The following is a 20,786-nucleotide window of genomic DNA, read 5'->3' on the forward strand; positions in this document are numbered from 1 at the left end:
CGCCGGCTTTCGCGGAGTTATTGCGAGATGCTCGCCCACGCACCCACAGGCAGCCCGACGAAGTCGACGAAACGCGTATCCTCGAAATACGTGACGTAGACGGCCTCATCACGAAGGTACGCCGACGAAAGCACGGCGGCCATGGCCGTAAACGCCCTGGGATCCGTGCTTTCCTCGGTCTTGAGGTCCATCGGTCCAGCGTCCGTCTCCAAAACGAACTCAAGTTCCGCCGAGCTGGCGAACACGCCCCAGCTCTTGATTTTGCCGACAGCCGATTTCGTCATGGTCTGGTTCGTCATGGCACTCTCCGACTGTTCGCTGCGATATCATTTGAATAACTTCATGGCGTCGTCCGCCAGAACACCGCCCGTAATCGTGATCGGCGCGAACGGCGCATGAGCCGCAACGTCCTCTGCGGACAGCGAGATCTGATCGAGCTTGCTAGCGATCTGCTTTACCGACGCCGCAAACACGAGACGGGAGATTCCGCACCAGATGATCGCCCCCATGCACATGCAGCAAGGCTCTCCCGAAGTGTAGAGCGTCGTTCCCTTGAACGCGTCTGGGCCATGCGAAGCGGAAAACGCACGAATAGCGACCATCTCTCCATGGGCAGTGGGATCATGGTCTACGCCGGTACGATTGTGACCGCTTGCGAGAACATCGCCGTCTTTGACAATCACCGCGCCGAACGGGAATGCCGCCTCCGCGGCCTCCTTGAGCGCCAACTTCATGAATTTTTCGTCGTCCGGTAGAACAGTCCCCATTCGCGCATCGGCAGACTGCGGGAGGGCTATGGCCGATGCGACAAGCGTCATGCCGCCTTTCAGCACTGTTCTGCGGTGCATTACTAATCCCTCCTCATGGGTTTGACCCGGCCCCGTCCATTGGGCACGCCCGGTGAGTATTCCGCACCTACACGGCAATGGGAATACAAAGGCGATCGAAAGCAATTGATCATCGCGGGCCGGACATTTGGAAGCGCCCGGCTGATTGGCTTGGATGTTGCTGCGACTACCCGCTAATCATCAGAGGAGGGCAACCTTCCAGACCAGCCCGCCGCTCCCATACCTTCCCTTCCATTCTCGTTGGACCTCGATGCTGACCAACCTTCAGATCAATTCTCGGCGCCTATGGGATAGCCTGATGGACACCGCCAAGTTCGGCGGCACCGATCGAGGCGGGATCAAGCGGCTGACGCTGACAGACGAGGACAAACAGGTCCGCGACTGGTTCAAAGCTCAATGCGAAGCCTTGGGATGCACCGTCAGCGTCGACGAGGTCGGCAACATGTTCGCCACAAGACCGGGGCGCAACGCCAACCTTCCACCGATCGCCATGGGCTCGCATCTCGATACGCAACCGACCGGCGGCAAGTTTGACGGCATTCTGGGTGTGCTCGCAGGGCTCGAGGTGCTCCGCACGCTGCACGAGCATGAATACGAAACGAACGCTCCGATCGAGGTCGTCAACTGGACGAATGAGGAAGGATCCCGCTTTCCGCCAGCCATGCTCGCCTCAGGCGTGTTCGCCGGCATCTTCCCACCGGAATATGCCTACGCGCAGACCGACCGGGAGGGCACGACGTTCCTGTCCGAGTTGGAGCGCATCGGCTACCGCGGATCGATGAAATCCGGGGACCATCAGCTCTCGGCCATGTTCGAGCTTCATATCGAACAAGGCCCCATCCTCGAAGACGAAAAGAAGAGCATCGGAATCGTCACGGGCGTGCAGGGCATGCGGTGGTATGAGATCAACATCACCGGACAAGACGCGCATACAGGCGCAACGCCTATGTATCTCCGCCGGAACGCATTGCTTGGCGCCGCGCGCATCATAGAAGCGGTCGACGCAATCGGACAGCAGCATCAGCCCGGCGTGGCGACGGTCGGGCTCATTGAAAATAAGCCGAACAGTCGGAACGTTGTCCCAGGCGAAGTCTTCCTCACCGTCGACCTACGCCATCCCGACGAGACCGCTCTCGACAAGATGGAAGCAGAATTGCGCGCGGCGCTGAAGACTATCCTGCCGCCTCTCAAACTGACGTACGACGAGAAGAAGATCTGGGCGTCCGCCGCCGTGAATTTCGCGCCAGAGTTGATCGCATGCGTGAGAAGCGCGGCGGCGAAATCCGGCTTCCCCATGCGCGATATGGTTTCCGGCGCCGGACATGACGCGGCCTACATCGCTCGCGTCGCGCCGACCACAATGATCTTCGTGCCCTGCGAGGGCGGCCTCAGCCACAACGAAGCGGAATCGACTAAGCCAGAGGAATGCGCGGCCGGGGCACAAGTGTTGCTCGACGCGGTGCTTGCGTACGATCAGTCCCTCGCGGGCCACACCTGACATTCCAATACGCACGTGCGAAACGACGCACCTGCGCCGAGAACTCTGCTTCTCGTCAGCTCTATCACCGCGATAGGCTGAAACTATTGATGTTGCGACATTTATCCAGATTTTCTATCGCCGGCGCATCCTATATTGCACCGCAAACGAAATCAGTTCGCAAACACCGACCAGGAAACGCGATGTCTCTCATCAATACCGCAATCAAGCCGTTCAAAGCTCAGGCCTACAAGCAGGGCAAATTCATCGAAGTCACCGAAGCCGACATCAAAGGCAAATGGGCGATCTTCTTCTTCTACCCCGCTGACTTCACTTTCGTATGCCCGACCGAACTTGGCGATCTCGCGGACCATTATGCCGAGTTGCAGAAGCTTGGTGTCGAAGTCTTCTCTGTCTCGACCGACACGCACTTCACGCATAAGGCATGGCACGACAGCTCAGAGACGATCGGCAAGATCAAATACGCGATGATCGGCGATCCGACGGGCGCGATCACGCGCAATTTCGAGGTCATGCGCGAAGGCGAAGGATTGGCCGACCGCGGCACCTTCGTCGTGGATCCCGCAGGTATCATCCAGGCCATGGAAGTAACCGCGGAAGGCATCGGCCGCAACGCGGCAGATCTGCTTCGCAAGGTCAAGGCTGCTCAGTACGTCGCTGCGCATCCGGGTGAGGTGTGCCCCGCGAAGTGGGAAGAGGGGCAGAAGACGCTCGCCCCCTCGTTGCAACTCGTCGGCAAGATCTAAAACCGCCCAGTAGGCCTCATCTCGGCCCGAGGTGAGGCCACCCGGATCACATCCACCGAAGACTTTCGACAGGACACCTTCATGCTCGACGCTGCTCTCAAATCTCAGCTCAAGGTTTATCTGGAGAAAGTGGTTCGTCCGATCGAAATTCGGGCTGCGGTCGACGCGAGCGCAAAATCCGCCGAGATGGTAGGCCTCCTGGCAGAGATCGCGAAGCTCTCCGACAAGATCACTCTCGTGGAGGAAAGCAGCAGCCGCGAACGCACGCCGTCATTCTCACTGGCCAGTCCGGGGCATGATATCTCTCTGCGTTTCGCCGGCATCCCGCTCGGTCACGAGTTCACGTCCCTGGTGCTTGCGCTTTTGCAGGTTGGCGGACATCCACCTCGTGTCGAGCAAGCGATTATCGATCAGATCCGAGATCTCGAAGGCGACTTCAGCTTCGAAACCTATTTCTCGCTTTCTTGTCAGAACTGCCCCGACGTCGTTCAGGCACTCAATCTGATGGCCGTCATCAACCCGCGCATCAAGCACGTGGCCATCGACGGCGGCGTGTTTCCGCAGGAGGTCGAGGCGCGCCAGATCATGTCGGTGCCCGCGATTTATTTGAACGGCGAGGTCTTTGGCCAAGGTCGCATGGATGTCGAGCAGATCCTTGCAAGGCTCGACACCGGCGCAGCAACTCGCGCGGCTGCAAAGATTCAAGGCCAGGCGCCATTCGACGTTCTCGTCGTCGGAGGTGGCCCGGCCGGCGCAGCCGCCGCCGTATACGCTGCCAGAAAGGGTATTCGCACCGGGATCGTTTCGGAGCGCTTCGGCGGACAAGTCCTTGATACCGCCAGCATCGAGAACTTCATTTCCGTCCGTCACACAGAAGGACCGCAGCTCGCGGCCGCGCTGGAAGAGCACGTCAAGGAATACGACGTCGAGATCATGAACCTGCAACGAGCGGAGAAACTCACCCGCAAGGGAGACTTTCTCGAACTCGCGCTTGCGAGCGGCGCGTTATTGAAATCGAAGTCGATCATTCTGACGACGGGAGCGCGCTGGCGTCAGCTAGGTGTTCGCGGTGAGCAGGAATACCGGAACAAGGGCGTGACCTACTGCCCCCATTGTGACGGCCCGTTATTCAAGGGCAAACGGGTCGCCGTGATTGGCGGAGGCAATTCCGGCGTCGAGGCTGCCATAGATCTTGCGGGCGTCGTCGAACACGTGACCCTCATCGAACTCGACTTCAAACTTCGCGCTGACGACGTCCTACAGCGCAAGCTGCGAAGCCTGGCCAACGTCGACGTCCTCACTGGCGTCAAGACAACGGAAGTCGAAGGCGATGGCCAAAAGGTCATTGGCCTCGTCTACGAAACCCGCGCCAACGGCGAGAAGCACACGCTTCCAGTCAGCGGCATATTTGTTCAAATCGGCCTGCTGCCGAACACCGAATGGCTGAAGGGTACGCTCGAGTTGACCGCACACGGCGAAATCGTCGTTGATGCGCATGCCCGCACCTCGATGCCTGGCGTGTTCGCGGCCGGCGACTGCACGACCACGCCATACAAGCAAATCGTCATCGCACTTGGCGAAGGCGCCAAAGCCTCGCTTGCGGCCTTTGACCACCTTATCCGCACCTCGGCGCCGGACGAAAACGAGGCCGAAGCTGCCTAACTGGATTGCGGCTCAAGGAATCGCATGACACTTCGCGAGCTCGAATATTTGGTCGCGCTTGCGAAGTACCGTCATTTCGGACGCGCGGCGGAAGCTTGCCAGGTCAGCCAGCCGACGCTATCCGCGCAGATCAAAAAACTTGAAGAAGAACTCGGGGTGGCGCTGGTCGAGCGAGACTCGCGCGGCGTCTTACTAACCTCCTACGGGCTCGAGGCAGCGGCGCGGGCGCGCCACATTCTGCACGAGATCACGGAACTCAAGGATAGCGTTCGTCAGAACAAGCACCCCGAGTCTGGGACGATCCGCCTCGGAATTTTCCCGACGCTCGGGCCTTACTTTTTACCGCATATCGTCCCGCCGACGCGCAAGCGCTTCCCGGATCTGGAACTGCTTCTCGTCGAGGAAAAGAGTTCTCATCTGCTCGCCCGGCTTCGCGACGGTGAGATCGACGCTGCCATACTCGCGCTGCCTGTCGGCGACAGCCAGCTGCGCACCGAATTCCTATTCGAAGAGCGTTTTCTCCTCGCCGTTCCAGAACGCCACGTCTTCGGGCGGCGCGCGGCCATCCAGATAAGCGAGCTGATCGACCATGACCTCATGCTCCTTGAGGATGGTCACTGCCTTCGCGATCAAGCGCTCGAGGTCTGCAGGTTTGCGGGCGCAGGCGAGCGGTCGTCCTTCCGTGCCACCAGCCTCGAAACGCTGAGGCAGATGGTAAGTGCCGAAGTGGGAATGACCCTGCTTCCCGAGTTGGCGACACTGAACCAGAATCCGTCCTCGGGCGGCGTCCGGATCCTGGGCTTCAGCGACTCCGAACCCAGCCGCCAGATTGCGCTGTGCTGGCGCAAAAGCTCGGCACGCGAACCCCTATTCTTAAGCTTGGCTGAGCTGTTTCAAGCCTGTGCTGCCCAGGTCCTGCGGCGTCCCGCTGAGGGGAAGCTGGCCTCCTAGGGGGATTACGCGTGCTTCCATGCCACACCCGCACAGTTTTAGCATAACGAACAGTGCGCGCCCGATTTCTGTCTCCGGTGACTCGATTTAGTGTTGCTCTCGGCAACTCAGTCTGGGGAGATCTGCCGATGATCGAATGGGCAAATCGGGAATTGTCGACCCTCGAGGGTCAGCTGGCGTTCTGGAAGGGTGGCGTCGCGCGCGTCTTCAACGGCCCCGCTTCCGATGACGAAATAACTGAAGCTGTGATTGCTACTTTGGAAAAGCATGTCGCCGACTGGCGTGCGCTGATGACCGACCACAATATTCCTGTTCAGAAAATGCTGGTTCAGGACAGCTGAAGTCCGCGGGCAATCTGTCCCCCATCGCGGCGATCGAAAAGTCGAATCTAGAAAGGGCCCGGCTTGGGGGGTAAGCCGGGCCCTGACTATGAAAGCGGCGCTTTTTGGTGGGGTGAGGGACGGCGCACGCTTCCTACAGAGCGGACCCGCCTAACGTGAGAGACCATGCCGATAGGGCCATGGGTCCGCTTGGCAAACAATGTTTGCGCCTCTTAACTTGGTGAAGCCACTCAGCCCGGCGACCTAAGTCAACAGCCCCGGCATAGTCCGGATGGCCTATGGCACCCAAACGGCCTAGGACCCCCACGCTCATCGGAGAACGACCCTGACAGGACTTTAAGAATTCCGCCCTTGCTATCTGCCGCCATTCGGTTCGAGGGTGACCGGGGCGGACATCGAAGTAAGCGGGATCCGATGCGTCGTGTTTCGTTAAAAGTCTTGATTGCAGCGGCGATCTCTGTCGTCTCCCTTCTTCTCACGATCGCGGTTTCGTACGTCATCGGACGAGATGCGGTCAGCCGGCTAGAGCAGGAAATCGGCCAGTCGTTGGCGCTCTTGGCCGACGAGATGCAGGACAAGCTCGACCGCGCTATGTTTGAGCGCCTGCAATCACTCGACAACATGGCGGCTCTCGGGAGGATTTTGCAGAAGGCCGATTCCCCCGAATCCCTTCGCACGTCACTCGAACGATTTCAGAGCGCTTACGCCGATTATTCCTGGATCGGGTTCGCCAATAAGGACGGGAAAATCTTAAGTGCGACCGGCGGCGAATACGAAGGTCAGGCCGTAAGGAACCAGGATTGGTTCAAGGAAGGACTGAAGGACGCCTACGTCGGTGACGTTCGCCTGCCGAAAGCTAGGCAAGTCCCGCGGCTGCCACACGCCAACAACGGCGCCTCGGACTTCATCGATCTTGCCGTTCCGGTCTCGGACGGAAAAGAGACGATGGGCGTTATGGGCGCCACTTTGAGTTCGGACTGGGCCGAAGAAGTCCGCGATACGCTTCTCGGCAGTATGAAAGAGGCAATACCTGCGGACGTCATCGTTCTTAACGAGGCGCGCCAAGTCCTGTTTGGTCCAGATAATATCGCTGGTCAGACCTTAGATCTTCCAAGCATACGCGCGGCGCGACCCGGCAATGCGAGCTTCGCGGTCGAGCGCTGGCCGGATGGAAAATCCTACGTCACCGGCTTCTCCAAAAGTGACGGCTACCGCTCTTACTCCGGCCTGAATTGGATCGTGCTCGTCCGCGAAAATCAGCGACAGGCTTTCGCCCCGGTCCGTAGCCTGCAAAAAAATATTCTCATCTCAGGCGGCATCTTTGCAGCGATCGCCGCGCTGTTGGCGTGGATTCTGGCTGGAAAGCTCTCAAGCCCGTTGCTTCAACTCGCGGACGTTGCCGAACGCCTTCGCCGCGGGCAGCAACTCGAATTTCCGCAAGTGCGTGGATATCAAGAGGCGAGAGTCCTGTCTGAATCGCTTCGTTCTCTCGTCAAGGAACTCGACGCACAGCGGGCGTCGCTCGCTGCCGCCAATCAATCCCTCGAAAGTCAGGTGCGCGAACGCACGCAACGGCTCGCGGAGCAGAATGTCGGCCTGGAACGCGCGAAGGCAGCTGCAGAGAGCGCTACGGAAGCGAAGTCGCGATTCCTCGCCGCCGCGAGCCACGATCTCCGGCAGCCCTTGCACGCACTGACATTGTTCGCGCGGGCACTGTCAAGACGCGTCAACGGCAACGAAGCGACGACACTCGTCGCCCAAATGGAAGAAGGTTTGCGCGGGCTCAAAGGCATGTTCGACGCGCTCCTGAATGTCTCTCGTCTCGACGCGAAGCTCATCGAGCCGACGACAACGGCTGTGTCGATCGCCGAGATCATTGAGCGCATCTCGGTGGGCTCGCGCGTCGAAGCGGAACAGAACGGTCTCAAGTTTTTGAGCTACACCCGCGACTGGGTCGTCCTCACCGATGCGGCTCTGCTTGAAACGATCATCCGGAATTTTGTTTCGAACGCGTTGAAGTTCACCAAGCGCGGCGGCGTTATCCTGGCGGCACGATATCGTAACGGACGCCGCGTGATCGACGTTTGTGATACGGGTCCCGGTCTTTCGGCAGACCGCCGCGAGCAAATTTTCGAAGAGTTCTCCCGCGCCGATCAGCGCGCATATGGCGTCAATGATGGCCTTGGTCTCGGATTGTCGATCGCTCGGCGATACGCCGAGCTGCTCGACATGGAGATCGTGGTCACCTCTCGTCCGGGATTTGGCTCGAGGTTCAGCATTGTCCTGCCAGAGAAGGCTTTTGTTGCGCAAATGCCGAGACCCGCGCCCATGCGACAACTAGAGACAACCGTCAGGGGCGTCCGCGTGCTGATCCTGGATGATGATCCATTAATCGTCTCTGCACTGACACAGGATCTCGAGGATCGCGGCAACGTCGCGTTCGGCTATCAGAATGCAGCTGAAGCCGAGACGGCGCTAGACCACGGTCTGGTTATCGATGCGGCTGTCCTTGACTATGATCTTAGAGGATTAGAGTCCGGTCTTGAATTTATCAAACGGATGGCTGCAAAGTCGGGAAGTGAGATTCCCTGCGTTCTGCTATCAGGCGGCACTGATTCCGCGACGCTGGCTGTTCTTGCAAAATCTGGACGGCCGTGGCTTACGAAACCCGCCGATCCCGAGCTTATCGCTGCAACGCTCGGTGCCATATTGAAAGATCACAAAGCTGTAAGGTTCGGCGCTGACGCGGACTTCGGAGCAAATGTAAATGCCGGCTAATCTAGAGAAACCCATGGCGAATAATCAGCACGAAACGGTTCTCGTCGCAGACGATCACGGTCTCTATCGCTCAGGATTTGGCTTCCTCCTGCGCGACCGTATGGGCTTTCGCTCAGTTATCGAAGCGGCGACGTTCGACGCGGCGCTTGATCGACTAGCAGAGACACCGAACGTCGAACTCGCGCTGTTCGATCTTGCCATGCCTGGTATCTCGGGTCCTGAAGGCCTCAGCGTCGTAAAAGAAACTTATCCTGGCATTCGAGTTGCGATCGTGTCCGGCTCCGAAGAGCGAACCGACGTGGTCAAGGCTGTCGCGATGGGCCTGAATGGCTACGTACCCAAATCCCTGGGCGATGATGAAATTGTCGGCGCGCTGCAGGATATTCTCGACGGTCGCGTTTTCGTTCCACGCTTCATGACATCAGGCGCGAATGCCCCGCCCGCACGCGCTTCCGCTCCAGAGCAGCCGAACCCGAGCAAGGGGGACCCCGGCGGTGGAGCCACCTACAAATCCATTTCACCGCGCCAGCGCGATGTCCTGGACTGCGTCCGCCGGGGCCTTTCGAATAAAGAGATCGCGAGGGAGTTGGAAATCGCCGAAGGCACGGTGAAAATCCATCTCGCCGCTCTCTTTTCGCATTTCGGCGCTCGCAATCGCACCGAGCTCGCAACCCGGAGCTGATCGCTCCGGCACCTTCCCCGGCCGGTTTCAGCGTTCCGCTGGACCGAGCCTGTGAACGAGCCATCGCTGCAGAATGTCCGGATCGAACGGCTTACCGATCACCGGGAACGGTGAAGTGGCAGCCGCATAGTCGGAATGTCCGGTCATGATAATTGTCGGCACGGCATGACCGATGGTCGCTGCAATGGCCAATGCGTCCCGAGCACCACGCATTTGACCGTCGATCTCGATATCGGTGATGATCGCTGCCACCTGACCGAGACGATGGCCCAGGGTGCGCACCGCCTCACGCGACGAACGCGCGGCGACACAGGAATAGCCCCAATCGTCGATCAGCATCGTCAGGGCCATCGATGAGCGGTAGTCGTCCTCGATGACAACAATCAAAGGACGCGCAGACACTGCCGCAGCCAGCGGGGCACGACTCGCCGCCATCGCTGGACTTGGGGTCGTCATCGCTGCCTCCTGGTTCGTTGAACTCAAGCAGCAATGTGGGAGGTTTCGCGGCCGGCTCGCCATTCAGCGGGAGGCCATAGGCTTGTCGGTCTAGGCGTTGAAGGCACGCGCCAAAGTGCTGAAAATTGTCAACAAGATCAGCTGAAAGCGCCGCATGGATGGTGGCACGACATATGGTAACTTGAGGCCAGAAAAGCCTCAAATGTGAGCGGACACAAGCTGTGGCAGATACGGTGAAGATCGGCACGGTTTCGGCGCGGCGACGGTCGCGCTGGTACAATCCACGATCGATCGGCCGCTCGTTGGTGCTTCATCCCCGAGTGATTATCGGGGCGATCGTCGGCATCGCGGCGCTCTTTCTCCTGCCGTCGTCCGTTCATGGCGCGGTTCGTGAGGCGCTGGCATGGTGCGCGGGCGGAGCGGTCTATCTCGCGATGACGATCAGAACGATGATCGGCTGTCGATCCGACAAAATCCGGACGCGGGCCGCGCGCCAGGACGACAGCGGAGTCGTGATTCTGGTCGTGGTACTCACCGCCATGTTCTCGAGCTTCGCTGCAATATTCGGCCTTCTTGGAGCGGCCAAAGCGGCTTCCAACGAAGGCAAGCTACTGTTCGTAGGCCTTGCAGCCTTGACGATCGTAATTTCCTGGCTGGTAACTCAGGTCGCATTCACCTTACACTACGCACACGAGTACTACGCTCCGGAACCTTCGCCGGATGACAAGAAGTCGGCCCCGCCTCCCGCCCTCGCATTTCCGAACGATTTGACGCCAGATTATTGGGACTTTTTCTATTTTGCGACGTCGTTCGGCGCGGCGTCCCAAACCTCCGACGTGATGATCAACAGCAAAGAGCTGCGCCGGCTGACCACCCTGCACGCCATCGTCTCGTTCTTCTTCAACACGATGGTCCTGGCGTTGACCATCAATTTGGCGGCCAGCTTGGCATCCTGACCAGGTTGTAGGCGTCAGCGCTTTCTCACAAAAACGGTTCCCGCCGAATACCCAGCGCCGAATGAGCAGATGAGTCCCGTTTCGCCCGGCGCGAAATCACTGTTGGAAGAATGAAACGCGATGATCGAGCCCGCAGAACTCGTATTCGCGAAGGCGTCCAGAATAATCACGTTCTCCTCGGCTGTCGGCGCGCGGTCGAGCACGCGACGCCCGATCATATCGTTCATGTTGATATTTGCCTGATGCAGCCAGAGACGCTTTAAGCCCCTCGGATCGACCCCGATGTCTTCGGCATGATCGACGATCATCTCGATCACCATTGGAACGACCTCGCGAAAAACTTTTCGTCCTTCTTGGACGAAGAGCTTGTCCGGCGCGCCAATTCCCTCCGGCGCGCACCGGTTGAGGAATCCGAAATTGTTGCGGATGTTGTTCGAGAACTCGGTCTTGAGACGCGTTCCAAGAATCGCCCAGCCGCCGCTAGCGAGCGTCTCTTCCGTGACGACGACGGCAGTCGCGACATCGCCAAAAATAAAGTGGCTGTCGCGGTCGCGAAAGTTGAGATGCCCCGAGCAGATTTCCGGATTGACGACGAGCACACCTCGAACCGAGCCGCCCAACACAAAATCGGCGGCCGTCTTGATGCCAAACGTCGCCGACGAACACGCTACATTCATGTCGAACGCAAAGCCGGAAATCCCGAGTGCGTTTTGCACTTCTATGGCAATCGCGGGATAGGGGCGCTGCATGTTCGACGCGGCGCAGATCACGGCACCGATCTCGACAATGTCGCCGCCCCACGCGGCGAGGGCATCCCTGGCGGCCAATACCGCCATTTCTGCCAATACTGACAATTCGGCGTTCGATCGTTCCGGAATGTTGGGCCGCATCACGGCCGGATCGAGAATGCCCGACTTGTTGACCACGTACCTCGACTTGATGCCAGAAGCCTTCTCGATGAATTCCGCCGATGAGGGTTGGAGCGGGGTAAGCTCGCCCCGTGCAATGGCGGCCGCGTTCTCGGCATTGAAATTCGCGACGTAAGCGTTGAACGCAGAAACGAGTTCATCGTTCGAGATGCTTTCCGGCGGCACATAGAGTCCGGTGGCGGCAATTATGGGCTGTGGCACGAGCGTTTCCATTCTAAGGCGTTTATCCGCCCTTGGATGGCTCCCATAGCGCAGCTTCAGGCCGCCGCCAATCAGACCCGCCAATGGGGACCGATGGGCGCCCTCTGCCATCCTGTTCCATGGGGAACTCTGCGAGCAAAATCAGGGCGCAACAGCCATGTTGCTGTAGCGAGCGTAACAGCTGCCTTGAACCAAAAACCTGATGGTCGTCTCCGGGCAACGAGGAGACGACGCCATGTCAGGCAACATCACGACGCTGACGAATTCTTCTAACAGCACGTTCCGCATCGCGGGCGGCAAGACCGGCGTCCTCCTCATTCACGGCCTGTGCGGCACCCCGGCAGAAATGCGCTTTGTCGCCACCGGCCTCGCCCGCGCCGGCTACACCGTCCATTGCCCAACACTCGCCGGCCACGGCGGCGGTCGCGCCGAGGTCGTGAAGACGACGTGGCAGGACTGGTACCGCAGTGCCGAAGTCGCTTTGGACGAGCTTCGCAAGGAGTGCGATACCGTAATTGTGGGTGGCCTCTGCCTTGGCAGCATCATCGGCCTGCACCTCGCCGCTAATCATCCGGACAAAATTCAGGGTGTTGCGCTCTTCTCTCCCACGCTTTGGATCGATGGCTGGGCTATGCCGTGGTACACGAAGCTGTTCTCGCTTGTCCGCACTCGTTGGATCGCGAACCTGATGCAGTTTCCTGACGCGGAGTCGCTTGGCATCAAATGCCCACGTGTTCGCGAATTTGTGCGCGCGGCGCTGGCCTGCTCAGATGGCTCTGACCTCGGGACTGTCGGCACGCCCGGCGCGATGGTTCTTGAGCACCGCCGGCTCACTGTCGCAGTGCGGCGGCTGCTCGGCAAGGTTCGCCAGCCCACGCTCATCATTCACTCGCGCGAAGATGACTATGCGAGCTTAGAGAATGCCGCGTATCTGCAGGCAAAACTCGCCGCGCCGGTTGATCTTTGCGTCCTCGACGACAGCTACCACATGATCACGCTCGACAAGCAGCGGCACGTGGTTGTCGAACGTACGTGCGCGTTCATCGGCCGATTTGCGAAGGACGGAAGAATGGCCACCCCGAAAATCGGTGCGAACTCGATGCCCGTCGGAGCGGCTTAAAAGGAGAGACGGCGGCAAAAAACGAACGATCGCTGCGCCGGCGTCACATCCCGATTCAGCGCGGCTACGCACGGATTGCCGAGCTCTAGAGAGCCCGAGAGCCGTTGAAGCGCAGCCGCGTCAGGAAGCTCCGGATACGCAAAACCTTATTCCGGAACCCTCGCGAAACTAACCGGAAATGGTTGCTACAATGCAAACATCCGGAAATATCGTAAAGGCGCAGCACGAAGTTAAGTGTCCCTTAAATTGTCCGGCCTGCGAAGCAGCCAGTACATCATCGGCACCGTAATCGCGTGAGGAAGGATTTTGAGCGCGAGGAAAAAGAAGGAATTCGATAGTCCCGGCACGATAACGCGATTACCGAACAAAAAGCCGCGGTAAGCGCTGCGCGCCACGCTCTTCGCACTCATGGGCGGCAGAACATAGCGATAGAGCGATCGTCCGGCACCCATCTCCTCGTGGAATGCAGTGTCGATCGGTCCGGGCAGAAGAGCCGACACGCGCACGCCCATGCCCGACACTTCGCTTGCGATCGCTTCCGTCAGGGAGACGACATAAGCTTTGCTGGCGTAGTAAGCTGCCTGATTGGGACCCGGCACGCACGCACCGAGCGAGGCGACGTTCATTACGCCGCCGCGGGCCCGCGCCAACATGTCGGGCAGAGCCGCTCGCGTCAGCCGCGTCAATGCCTCGACGTTAATCGCGAGAAGGCGAGATAAGTCGACGTCCGAATGACCAACATATGTGCCCGCTAGCCCGAAGCCGGCGTTATTGACAAGCACATCGAGATAAAGCCCAGCACGCTTGACGTCCGCCGATATGACATCAAACGCATTGGGTTCAGCGACGTCGCACACGACAGTAACAACTTCAGACCCCGTCGCGGCCCCCAGTTCCCGAGCGGCTTCATCCAATCGCACCGCGTTGCGCGCGACGATAACGACGCGGTGCCCACCCTCGAGAAAGCGTTGTGCCAGCGCTAAGCCGATACCTCGCGAGCCACCCGTAATGACGACCGCGGGCGCAAGGCCCGCGACGTTGAGCATTGCCTTCCGTACGGTCGCCTCATCGGTGGAGAAACGCCACGGCTTGAAGAACCGCCAAGCCGTTCTCTTTTCCTCCATTCCCGAGATGCATCCACTGAAGTTTGCCTCCGCGGAAGGTAGGGAAGAGAGACGAAGGCCGCAAGGCACTTGAGAACAAGCGCTGGCCTATAACCGGATCACGCCGCCTTCGTCGGAGCAGTCATTACCCCGCTGCGAAATCGAGGCTGCAGCTTCTGCAGCAAATAATCGAGCGAGATCGGACCAGGTCCCGCGACGGCTAGCCAGCCGAAGAGGGCCATGTATGACACTTCCTCGAAGCCCGCGAGCGTTTCGAAAGAATCGACTTGGTCCAACTTCGCGCTGATGATTGCAACGATCATCACGACGACCAGCGGTACAGCAGCAATTCTTGTAAAAAGCCCGACCAGAAGAAAAAGACCGCCGAAGAATTCAATGCCGGAAACGAAAGGCGTCATGATTTCCGGAAATGGAATGCCCCACGATTCGAAGTTCTTTGTGATCTGCGGCAGGGCGTGCAGCTTTTCCCATCCACTCCACATGAATACCCAGCCGACGACGATGCGCGCAAATAGCGGCGGCAGCCAGCTAAAATAGCGCGACAGCGATTCTGGAACGTCTATCAACCAGTGCGTTAAAAACTTCATGGCCTGAACCCTCAGCTCGATTAAGGCGGTTGGTTCCGCCCGACTGATGGGTTGTTACGACCCGACCGAGCGTTGGGTTACAGCACAAATGGAATAATTCAGGCACTCAGCTATCTCCAGAGCCTCGGCCGAACTTTTTTTTCTCATTGGCAGAAACGTCTTCGGCGAAGCGTCCGTAACCTCCATCGTGGCCGGCTTGCCGACCACAGACGATGCGTGGAAACAAAACCGATTAAAGGGAACATACCATGAAGATCAGCGTACGGTCCGGTTCGGCCCTCGCCGCAGCTGCGGCGTCCCTCATGCTTGCAAACGCCGTTGTTTCGAGCGTGGCATATGCCGACGAAGCCATGGGCCACTGCGTTGGCGCCAACGCCTGCAAGGGTCAGAGCGCCTGCAAGAGCGCCTCGAACGCTTGTAAGGGCCAGAACGCCTGCAAGGGTCAGGGCTTTACCGAGACGACGAAGGAAGGCTGCGCGACGGGCCACTTCGAACCCGCGAAGTAAGCACGCCCAGTAAAAAACGCCGCTCTTCGCGGCGTTTTTTCGCTTCGCGGTGACGCAACTGAACAAAGCCCAATTCCATACCGAAGGCGCTATCGATGTCTCTTAAATCTCTCACCCAAATCGGCTTGGCGGCAGCAATAATAATGTCCACGGCTTTGGGTGCATCGGCGTCCGAGCGCAAGGTTTTTGACGAGAAAAGCTTTGCCGCCGCTCAAGCTCAGGGCAAGCCCGTTCTCGTTGACGTTTCTGCAAGTTGGTGTCCGACATGCCAGGCTCAAAAGCCGATCATCGACAAGGTTTCTGCGGATCCGCGATTCAAGGACCTCACAATCTTTGAAGTCGACTTCGACAGCCGCAAAGATGTCCTCCGCAAATTCGACGCCCGCGTACAAAGCACCCTCATCGTCTTCAAGGGCGGCAAGGAGACCGGCCGCTCAGTCGGTAGCACCAGCGAACAAGCGATAGCTGACCTGCTCGATAAGGCTCTTTGAGGAGGGCTGAATGCTTGCATCGATTGGCTTGGCATTCATTGCGGGGATTCTTTCCGTGCTCTCTCCGTGCGTGCTGCCGCTCATCCCCATAGTGATGGCGACAGCCTCGTCGGCCCACCGCTACGGCCCCCTCGCACTGGCAGCCGGCGTCGCGCTATCGTTCGTCGCCTTCAGCATGTTCATCGCCACCATCGGATTCGCTATCGGACTGGACGGAACGGTCTTCCGCTTCGTCGCCGCGGCGCTGCTGGTGGTGATCGGCGCGATATTGCTCGTGCCTGTTTTGCAGGAGCGCTTTGCTATCGCCGCAGGTCCGATTTCGAGCTGGGCCGACCAGACGTTTGGAAGCCAAACGGGGCCCGGTATCCTAGGTCAGTTCGGCGTGGGGCTTGTTCTCGGCGCCGTTTGGAGCCCCTGCGTTGGTCCGACGCTTGGAGCTGCTTCGCTGCTTGCGGCACAAGGCAAAGATCTCGAACAGGTGGGGCTTACCCTGTTGGCATTCGGCTTGGGAGCCGCCATGCCGCTGCTGCTGCTTGGAACGCTCTCGCGCGAGATTCTCAACCGCTGGCGTGATAGGCTGACCTCCGCCGGATCCACCGGTAAATATCTGCTCGGCGGCATGCTGGTCGCCACCGGATTCGCGATCCTGACCGGCCTCGATAAGGCGCTCGAAGCGAAAATCGTGGCAGCGTCGCCGGCCTGGTTGACGGAATTGACGACACGGTTCTGAGAAGAGGAATTCCTATGTTCGCGGAAGCACCGAGAGAAAGCGAAGCCGGCCGCCCAAAGGCGAATGACAAGCCGCGCTATCTCGGCTTTGGCTTGGGACTGCGCGCCCAGCACTACTCCGACATTTTAAATGGCGACCCCGACATCGATTGGTTCGAGGTCATCTCGGAAAATTACATGGTCCCCGGAGGTCAGCCGCTGCGCATTCTCGACCAGATACGTGCGCGCTATCCCATCGTCATGCACGGCGTCTCTCTATCGATTGCATCGACCGCGCCGTTCGACATCAACTATCTCAAGCAGTTGAAGGCTCTCGCCGACCGCACGGAACCGGTATTCGTCTCCGATCACCTGTGCTGGACGGGCGTTCACGGCATCAATCTTCACGATCTGTTGCCCTTTCCCTACACGCCGGAAGCTCTTGAGCATGTGGTTGCTCGCATCCATCACGTACAGGATCATCTCAAGCGGCCGTTGGCGCTCGAGAACGTATCGAGCTACGTTCAATTCAGACATTCCGAAATGCCGGAATGGGAGTTCATCTCTGAGATGGCGAAGCGCACCGGCTGCTGGCTCGTGTTTGATGTCAACAATGTCTATGTGAGCGCCTTCAATCACGAGTATGACCCGTATGAGTTCATCGCAGGCATTCCAGCTGACCGGGTCGTTCAATTTCACCTTGCCGGTCATGAGCACAACATGACCCACATCATCGATACGCACGACGCGCTCGTCTGTGACGAAGTTTGGACGCTTTATGAAGCGGCATTGAAACACTTCGGTCCTGTATCGACCATCATCGAACGCGATGACGACATTCCGCCGTTACCGGTGATGCTGGAAGAACTGGGAAAAGCGCGCCACCTCGCTGAAAATGCGTTTGCGGCGGCCGCCGCGCGGCACGATTGAGGCCCTCAGTGTCGCCGGTCGAAGTCAAACACGCGCGAGAGGCTGAAAGCTCGAAGCCCTCTTTAAGCGAGCTGCAGGACGCATTTCAGCGTGCCATCATGCTTGGCGACGACGCCGTCTTGCATAATCTGCTGGACAATTCACGCACCGACCGAAACGTGCTTTTCGGCGTTTACCGTCACGCGTATGTCTCACGCCTCGTGGAGGTCGTGCGTAACGACCATCCATTCCTCCATCGCTATTTGGCCGATAAGAAGTTCGACGAGTTGGCGCGTTCCTACGTTGCGGCGCGTCCGTCGCGAAGCCAGAACGCCCGCTGGTTCTCCCACGGCCTGCCAGAATTCATCGAGGAAGCGTATCCAAATGCAATACATATCGCGGAATTGGCCGGGCTAGAGCGTGCCTTGAGCGACGCCTTCGACGCGCCTGATGTGCCACCACTTGAGATGGCCGATCTTGCGGCCGTTCCGGTTGAAAGCTGGGCCGATCTCATTCTGGAGCCGCATCCTTCCGCCCGGCACCTTGCCCTCAAAACGAACGCTCATGCCCTGTGGCTGGCGCTGAAGAACGACGAGACGCCGCCGCCGGTTGAGAGCTATCCCGTCGCAGAAAATATCCTGACGTGGCGAGACGGCTCGACACCAAAAGTCCGCCGCATGTCGGGCGAAGAAGCCATGATGTGGAAAGAAGCGATAAACAGCGTTCCATTCGGGGCGCTATGCGAGCTTGTTTCGATTTATGACGATCCCGAGACGGCGCCCCTTCGGGCGGCCCAGCATCTTCAGACCTGGATCACGTCCGGACTTCTCGCCAAATCGGCAAGCGCCTAGAGCCGCGCCCTACACAAACCAAAATCTTCCGCTTTCTCACCCAACCTTATAAAGGTCGCTGCGGGCACAACAGGTTCAAACGCTAGAAACGGCCGAGAGGCGTTTCTCGGCGTGGGGATTTATCGACGGGTGGGACAAGTGAAGTTTGCGGGGCTCTCGTTATCGAACGCGGGAATTGGGCCGGTGCTGCGCCGCATCGCGGCCGCGATCGTGACCCTATTGATGCTGACAATCGGCCCGAGCGTTCCCGCGGCCGTCAAAACTACCGACGACGCGGAAGCCGCACAGCGCCCGCCCGTCATCATGCCGATCTTTTTCACCTCCAAAAGCGACGATTGCTATGACAGCGGCATCGTGACCGCGATCAAACGCATCGCGACGCTTTCGCAAAACTACGTCAACCGTACGGGCGGTATCGCCGGCAGGCAGCTCCTCATCAACCTGCTCGATGACAAGCGCGATCCACAACGTGCAACGGCAAACCTCGCGACCGCAATCGGCGATCCACAAACGATAGCGATGGCCGGCTTCACAAGCTCAAACCGTGCCAAAACCGCCTTCGATGCAAACGGCAAGGATCTCAAAGCCGCAAACATCCCTTTCATCTCGGACATTTCGGTCGCCAAGATCATCGCCGATTATCCCTCCGTTTTCACGACGAGACCGTCGGAAGACGAGGAGCGAATGCCGGTCATCGCCGAATTCGTCAAGGAAATGAAATTCGAACGCGTGGCTTTCGTCGGCCTGCAAGACAATGTCGCGAGCGGAAATCTGGGCGACGCTCTGAAGAGAGTTCTCGCGCCGAATGCGATAATCGCCGACCATCGCTTGGTCTTGAAGGACGACAAGCTAGATCCCGCCGCCATTTCAGCGATGACGGATGATCTAAAAGCAAAGAATGCCGACATCGTCTTTATCGCCATAGGCAATGATCGCCGCAACGATGTCCTCAATCAGTTCAAGTCGGCAGGCTTCACACCGCCCGTCTTTGTCAACGGCCGCATTGACAATCTGGTCTCGAAGTCCGGCGGAGCGATGTATCCCAACGATGTCTATCAGCTCGCCTGGGACGGCTTTCCCGATGTTTACAGCGAGCGTCTTCGTGACCTTCTTCTGACCTCGATCCATCCCGAATATTGGGTCTTTCAAGGAGAAAAGAACGATGCGGCGCCGGGCTGGAAGGACGGCACCTGCAAAGTGCGCGACGACGACGTTCCGCCCAATCCGCTGGATGACGAGAACATGCGCGCGCTGCAGACCGGCATGCGCTACGCCGACATGATCCGGCTCGTCGCCGAAGCAGCCCGGTCCGCACCCGCTGCCGCGAGTGTCCCAGACCTGCGAGAGTTTATCGTCAATGAACTCAACACCACCTATGCCGCTGGCAAGGGCATGTTCAAGGGCCGCTTTGGCGACTGGTCATTCCGGCCAACCTCACGCGCGGCAGCTACGGCACCGCTGCTCGTCGTGCTTCCGCGAGGCATCGGCCACCCGCAGCTCGCACCGATGCAGTTTCTTCGCCTCCGCAACGATGCCATGCGCAGGATCGATACGCTCTATGCCGACATAGACCTGATCCGCGCTGACCGTATTGACGACAACGATCAGACGTTTCTCGCCGACTTTTATATTTCCATGAACGACAGGAGCGGTGCATCGATCGACCAGATCGAATTCTCCAACGCTTACCTCGATCCTGGCTCAAATAGCCGCCAAATCACGATCACGCCGATCCATGATGGCGGCAAGAGCGACGCGTATCCCGATCACATGAAGATCTATCAAGTGACGGGCAAGTTCCTCTATTCGCCCAACCTCAGGAACTATCCATTCGATACGCAGCGATTCTCGATCGACATTCAGCCCAAGCACGGCTCGGCGGCCTTTATCGTGCAACCTCCGCCGAGAAACTTGCGCGATAAGTCGGTTACCGTGGACGGCTGGGATCCGAAGGATCAATACGTCAGCTATGACGAGGATTTCGTGCGCACGGTCGACGCTCACACGCTCGAACCCAGCGTCGTTCCATTTTATAAGGCGAGCTTCGTCTGGCTCATGAAGCGGCAGACCACTGACTACTTCCTTCGCGTTGTCGTTCCTCTGGCCTTCATTTTGTTCATCGCCTATCTCTCGATCTTCATCTCGACCCATCACTTCGAAGCGATCGTGACGATCCAGGTGACCGCGCTGCTCTCGGCTGTCGCTCTTTATCTCGCGCTGCCAAAACTCGACGCGAACATCGAGACGCTCTCAGATCGACTGTTCCTGTTCACATATTTGGTCTTAAGCATCATCATCGCGATTACCATCGCCCGCGTGAACCGACGCATCGAGCCGATCGGCTGGCTCAAAAAATCACTCGCGTTGTTGCACATCGCGATCGTGCCGCTGATGGTCGGACTGATGTCTTACTACGTCTATCAAGCGATGACAGCGTGAGAC

21 protein-coding genes are annotated in these 20,786 nt (G+C 58.7%); 15 read left to right on the top strand and 6 right to left on the bottom strand.

The genetic code is table 11. The features are described from left to right. Nucleotides 1-17 precede the first annotated feature (17 nt). Together EKK30_RS02560 and EKK30_RS02565 are read right to left on the bottom strand one after the other, a co-directional pair. Nucleotides 18-299, bottom strand: a complete 282-nt coding sequence (locus EKK30_RS02560) for a hypothetical protein (RefSeq protein ID WP_290979809.1) — start codon at nt 297-299, stop codon at nt 18-20. 27 nt (nt 300-326) lie between these two features. Next, a complete protein-coding gene (locus EKK30_RS02565; protein WP_290979812.1) occupies nt 327-848 on the bottom strand; it encodes a nucleoside deaminase in 522 nt (173 codons plus the stop codon). A gap of 250 nt (nt 849-1,098) precedes the next feature. Between EKK30_RS02565 and EKK30_RS02570 the strand changes: the two genes are divergently transcribed. The 7 genes from EKK30_RS02570 (at nt 1,099) to EKK30_RS02600 (ending at nt 9,506) form a co-directional block, all read left to right on the top strand. Beyond that, nucleotides 1,099-2,346, top strand: a complete 1,248-nt coding sequence (locus tag EKK30_RS02570; protein ID WP_290979815.1) for a Zn-dependent hydrolase — start codon at nt 1,099-1,101, stop codon at nt 2,344-2,346. A 182-nt stretch (nt 2,347-2,528) separates the two neighbouring features. After that, the gene (gene ahpC / locus EKK30_RS02575; RefSeq protein WP_290979818.1) at nt 2,529-3,092 is read left to right on the top strand and encodes an alkyl hydroperoxide reductase subunit C; all 564 of its coding nucleotides are present in this window, start codon (nt 2,529-2,531) and stop codon (nt 3,090-3,092) included. Nucleotides 3,093-3,173: 81 nt separating this feature from the next. Continuing rightward, on the top strand, nt 3,174-4,754 hold the full coding sequence (ahpF, locus tag EKK30_RS02580) for an alkyl hydroperoxide reductase subunit F (protein ID WP_290979819.1): 1,581 nt from the start codon (nt 3,174-3,176) through the stop codon (nt 4,752-4,754). Between the two features lie 24 nt (nt 4,755-4,778). Then, nucleotides 4,779-5,705: a LysR substrate-binding domain-containing protein gene (locus EKK30_RS02585; protein WP_290979822.1), complete on the top strand. Its 927-nt coding sequence runs from the start codon at nt 4,779-4,781 to the stop codon at nt 5,703-5,705. A 128-nt stretch (nt 5,706-5,833) separates the two neighbouring features. Next, complete coding sequence (locus tag EKK30_RS02590) at nt 5,834-6,046, top strand: hypothetical protein (protein ID WP_290979824.1); 213 nt, start codon at nt 5,834-5,836, stop codon at nt 6,044-6,046. Nucleotides 6,047-6,460: 414 nt separating this feature from the next. Next, on the top strand, nt 6,461-8,824 hold the full coding sequence (locus tag EKK30_RS02595) for an ATP-binding protein (protein ID WP_290979827.1): 2,364 nt from the start codon (nt 6,461-6,463) through the stop codon (nt 8,822-8,824). A gap of 13 nt (nt 8,825-8,837) precedes the next feature. Further along, nucleotides 8,838-9,506, top strand: coding sequence for a response regulator transcription factor (locus EKK30_RS02600; protein ID WP_290979830.1), 669 nt, complete (start codon nt 8,838-8,840; stop codon nt 9,504-9,506). A 27-nt stretch (nt 9,507-9,533) separates the two neighbouring features. On the opposite strand, the gene EKK30_RS02605 is transcribed toward EKK30_RS02600, so the two are convergent. Continuing rightward, nucleotides 9,534-9,962: a response regulator gene (locus EKK30_RS02605; RefSeq protein WP_290979833.1), complete on the bottom strand. Its 429-nt coding sequence runs from the start codon at nt 9,960-9,962 to the stop codon at nt 9,534-9,536. A 221-nt stretch (nt 9,963-10,183) separates the two neighbouring features. On the opposite strand from EKK30_RS02605, the gene EKK30_RS02610 reads away from it, so the two are divergent. Beyond that, nucleotides 10,184-10,918, top strand: a complete 735-nt coding sequence (locus EKK30_RS02610) for a DUF1345 domain-containing protein (RefSeq protein ID WP_290979836.1) — start codon at nt 10,184-10,186, stop codon at nt 10,916-10,918. 14 nt (nt 10,919-10,932) lie between these two features. On the opposite strand, the gene EKK30_RS02615 is transcribed toward EKK30_RS02610, so the two are convergent. After that, nucleotides 10,933-12,048, bottom strand: a complete 1,116-nt coding sequence (locus EKK30_RS02615) for a beta-ketoacyl-ACP synthase III (RefSeq protein WP_290979839.1) — start codon at nt 12,046-12,048, stop codon at nt 10,933-10,935. 235 nt (nt 12,049-12,283) lie between these two features. On the opposite strand from EKK30_RS02615, the gene EKK30_RS02620 reads away from it, so the two are divergent. Then, nucleotides 12,284-13,168 (top strand): alpha/beta fold hydrolase, encoded by an 885-nt coding sequence (locus tag EKK30_RS02620; protein WP_290979842.1) that lies wholly within the window; start codon nt 12,284-12,286, stop codon nt 13,166-13,168. A gap of 230 nt (nt 13,169-13,398) precedes the next feature. Here EKK30_RS02620 and EKK30_RS02625 read toward each other — a convergent pair whose 3' ends face one another. Continuing rightward, complete coding sequence (locus EKK30_RS02625; RefSeq protein WP_290979845.1) at nt 13,399-14,292, bottom strand: SDR family oxidoreductase; 894 nt, start codon at nt 14,290-14,292, stop codon at nt 13,399-13,401. Between the two features lie 98 nt (nt 14,293-14,390). Next, nucleotides 14,391-14,879 (bottom strand): DoxX family protein, encoded by a 489-nt coding sequence (locus EKK30_RS02630; RefSeq protein WP_290979848.1) that lies wholly within the window; start codon nt 14,877-14,879, stop codon nt 14,391-14,393. Between the two features lie 248 nt (nt 14,880-15,127). Here EKK30_RS02630 and EKK30_RS02635 point away from each other — a divergent pair, with 248 nt between their 5' ends. The 6 genes from EKK30_RS02635 to EKK30_RS02660 all read left to right on the top strand — a co-directional run bounded on the left by EKK30_RS02635 (nt 15,128) and on the right by EKK30_RS02660 (nt 20,783). Further along, entirely contained in the window at nt 15,128-15,385 is a 258-nt protein-coding gene (locus EKK30_RS02635; protein ID WP_290979851.1) for a hypothetical protein, read from the top strand. A gap of 95 nt (nt 15,386-15,480) precedes the next feature. Next, complete coding sequence (locus EKK30_RS02640) at nt 15,481-15,876, top strand: thioredoxin family protein (protein ID WP_290979854.1); 396 nt, start codon at nt 15,481-15,483, stop codon at nt 15,874-15,876. 10 nt (nt 15,877-15,886) lie between these two features. Next, nucleotides 15,887-16,606 carry a cytochrome c biogenesis CcdA family protein gene (locus EKK30_RS02645; protein ID WP_290979856.1) on the top strand — a complete coding sequence of 240 codons (720 nt, stop codon included), beginning with the start codon at nt 15,887-15,889 and terminating at the stop codon, nt 16,604-16,606. A gap of 14 nt (nt 16,607-16,620) precedes the next feature. After that, entirely contained in the window at nt 16,621-17,514 is an 894-nt protein-coding gene (locus EKK30_RS02650; RefSeq protein WP_290979859.1) for a DUF692 domain-containing protein, read from the top strand. A gap of 8 nt (nt 17,515-17,522) precedes the next feature. Further along, entirely contained in the window at nt 17,523-18,344 is an 822-nt protein-coding gene (locus EKK30_RS02655) for a DNA-binding domain-containing protein (protein ID WP_290979862.1), read from the top strand. Nucleotides 18,345-18,473: 129 nt separating this feature from the next. Beyond that, complete coding sequence (locus EKK30_RS02660) at nt 18,474-20,783, top strand: ABC transporter substrate-binding protein (RefSeq protein WP_290979865.1); 2,310 nt, start codon at nt 18,474-18,476, stop codon at nt 20,781-20,783. Nucleotides 20,784-20,786: the final 3 nt, after the last annotated feature.

The organism is Hyphomicrobium sp. (assembly GCF_003987855.1).
GTDB lineage: Bacteria > Pseudomonadota > Alphaproteobacteria > Rhizobiales > Hyphomicrobiaceae > Hyphomicrobium_B.

Excerpts from the sequence above, each read along its gene's own strand:
- EKK30_RS02560 (WP_290979809.1), bottom strand. The coding sequence starts at position 299 with ATGACGAACCAGACCATGACGAAATCGGCTGTCGGCAAAATCAAGAGC.
- EKK30_RS02565 (WP_290979812.1), bottom strand. The coding sequence starts at position 848 with ATGCACCGCAGAACAGTGCTGAAAGGCGGCATGACGCTTGTCGCATCG.
- EKK30_RS02570 (WP_290979815.1), top strand. The coding sequence starts at position 1,099 with ATGCTGACCAACCTTCAGATCAATTCTCGGCGCCTATGGGATAGCCTG.
- ahpC (WP_290979818.1), top strand. The coding sequence starts at position 2,529 with ATGTCTCTCATCAATACCGCAATCAAGCCGTTCAAAGCTCAGGCCTAC.
- ahpF (WP_290979819.1), top strand. The coding sequence starts at position 3,174 with ATGCTCGACGCTGCTCTCAAATCTCAGCTCAAGGTTTATCTGGAGAAA.
- EKK30_RS02585 (WP_290979822.1), top strand. The coding sequence starts at position 4,779 with ATGACACTTCGCGAGCTCGAATATTTGGTCGCGCTTGCGAAGTACCGT.
- EKK30_RS02590 (WP_290979824.1), top strand. The coding sequence starts at position 5,834 with ATGATCGAATGGGCAAATCGGGAATTGTCGACCCTCGAGGGTCAGCTG.
- EKK30_RS02595 (WP_290979827.1), top strand. The coding sequence starts at position 6,461 with ATGCGTCGTGTTTCGTTAAAAGTCTTGATTGCAGCGGCGATCTCTGTC.
- EKK30_RS02600 (WP_290979830.1), top strand. The coding sequence starts at position 8,838 with ATGGCGAATAATCAGCACGAAACGGTTCTCGTCGCAGACGATCACGGT.
- EKK30_RS02605 (WP_290979833.1), bottom strand. The coding sequence starts at position 9,962 with ATGACGACCCCAAGTCCAGCGATGGCGGCGAGTCGTGCCCCGCTGGCT.
- EKK30_RS02620 (WP_290979842.1), top strand. The coding sequence starts at position 12,284 with ATGTCAGGCAACATCACGACGCTGACGAATTCTTCTAACAGCACGTTC.
- EKK30_RS02625 (WP_290979845.1), bottom strand. The coding sequence starts at position 14,292 with ATGGAGGAAAAGAGAACGGCTTGGCGGTTCTTCAAGCCGTGGCGTTTC.
- EKK30_RS02630 (WP_290979848.1), bottom strand. The coding sequence starts at position 14,879 with ATGAAGTTTTTAACGCACTGGTTGATAGACGTTCCAGAATCGCTGTCG.
- EKK30_RS02635 (WP_290979851.1), top strand. The coding sequence starts at position 15,128 with ATGAAGATCAGCGTACGGTCCGGTTCGGCCCTCGCCGCAGCTGCGGCG.
- EKK30_RS02640 (WP_290979854.1), top strand. The coding sequence starts at position 15,481 with ATGTCTCTTAAATCTCTCACCCAAATCGGCTTGGCGGCAGCAATAATA.
- EKK30_RS02645 (WP_290979856.1), top strand. The coding sequence starts at position 15,887 with ATGCTTGCATCGATTGGCTTGGCATTCATTGCGGGGATTCTTTCCGTG.
- EKK30_RS02650 (WP_290979859.1), top strand. The coding sequence starts at position 16,621 with ATGTTCGCGGAAGCACCGAGAGAAAGCGAAGCCGGCCGCCCAAAGGCG.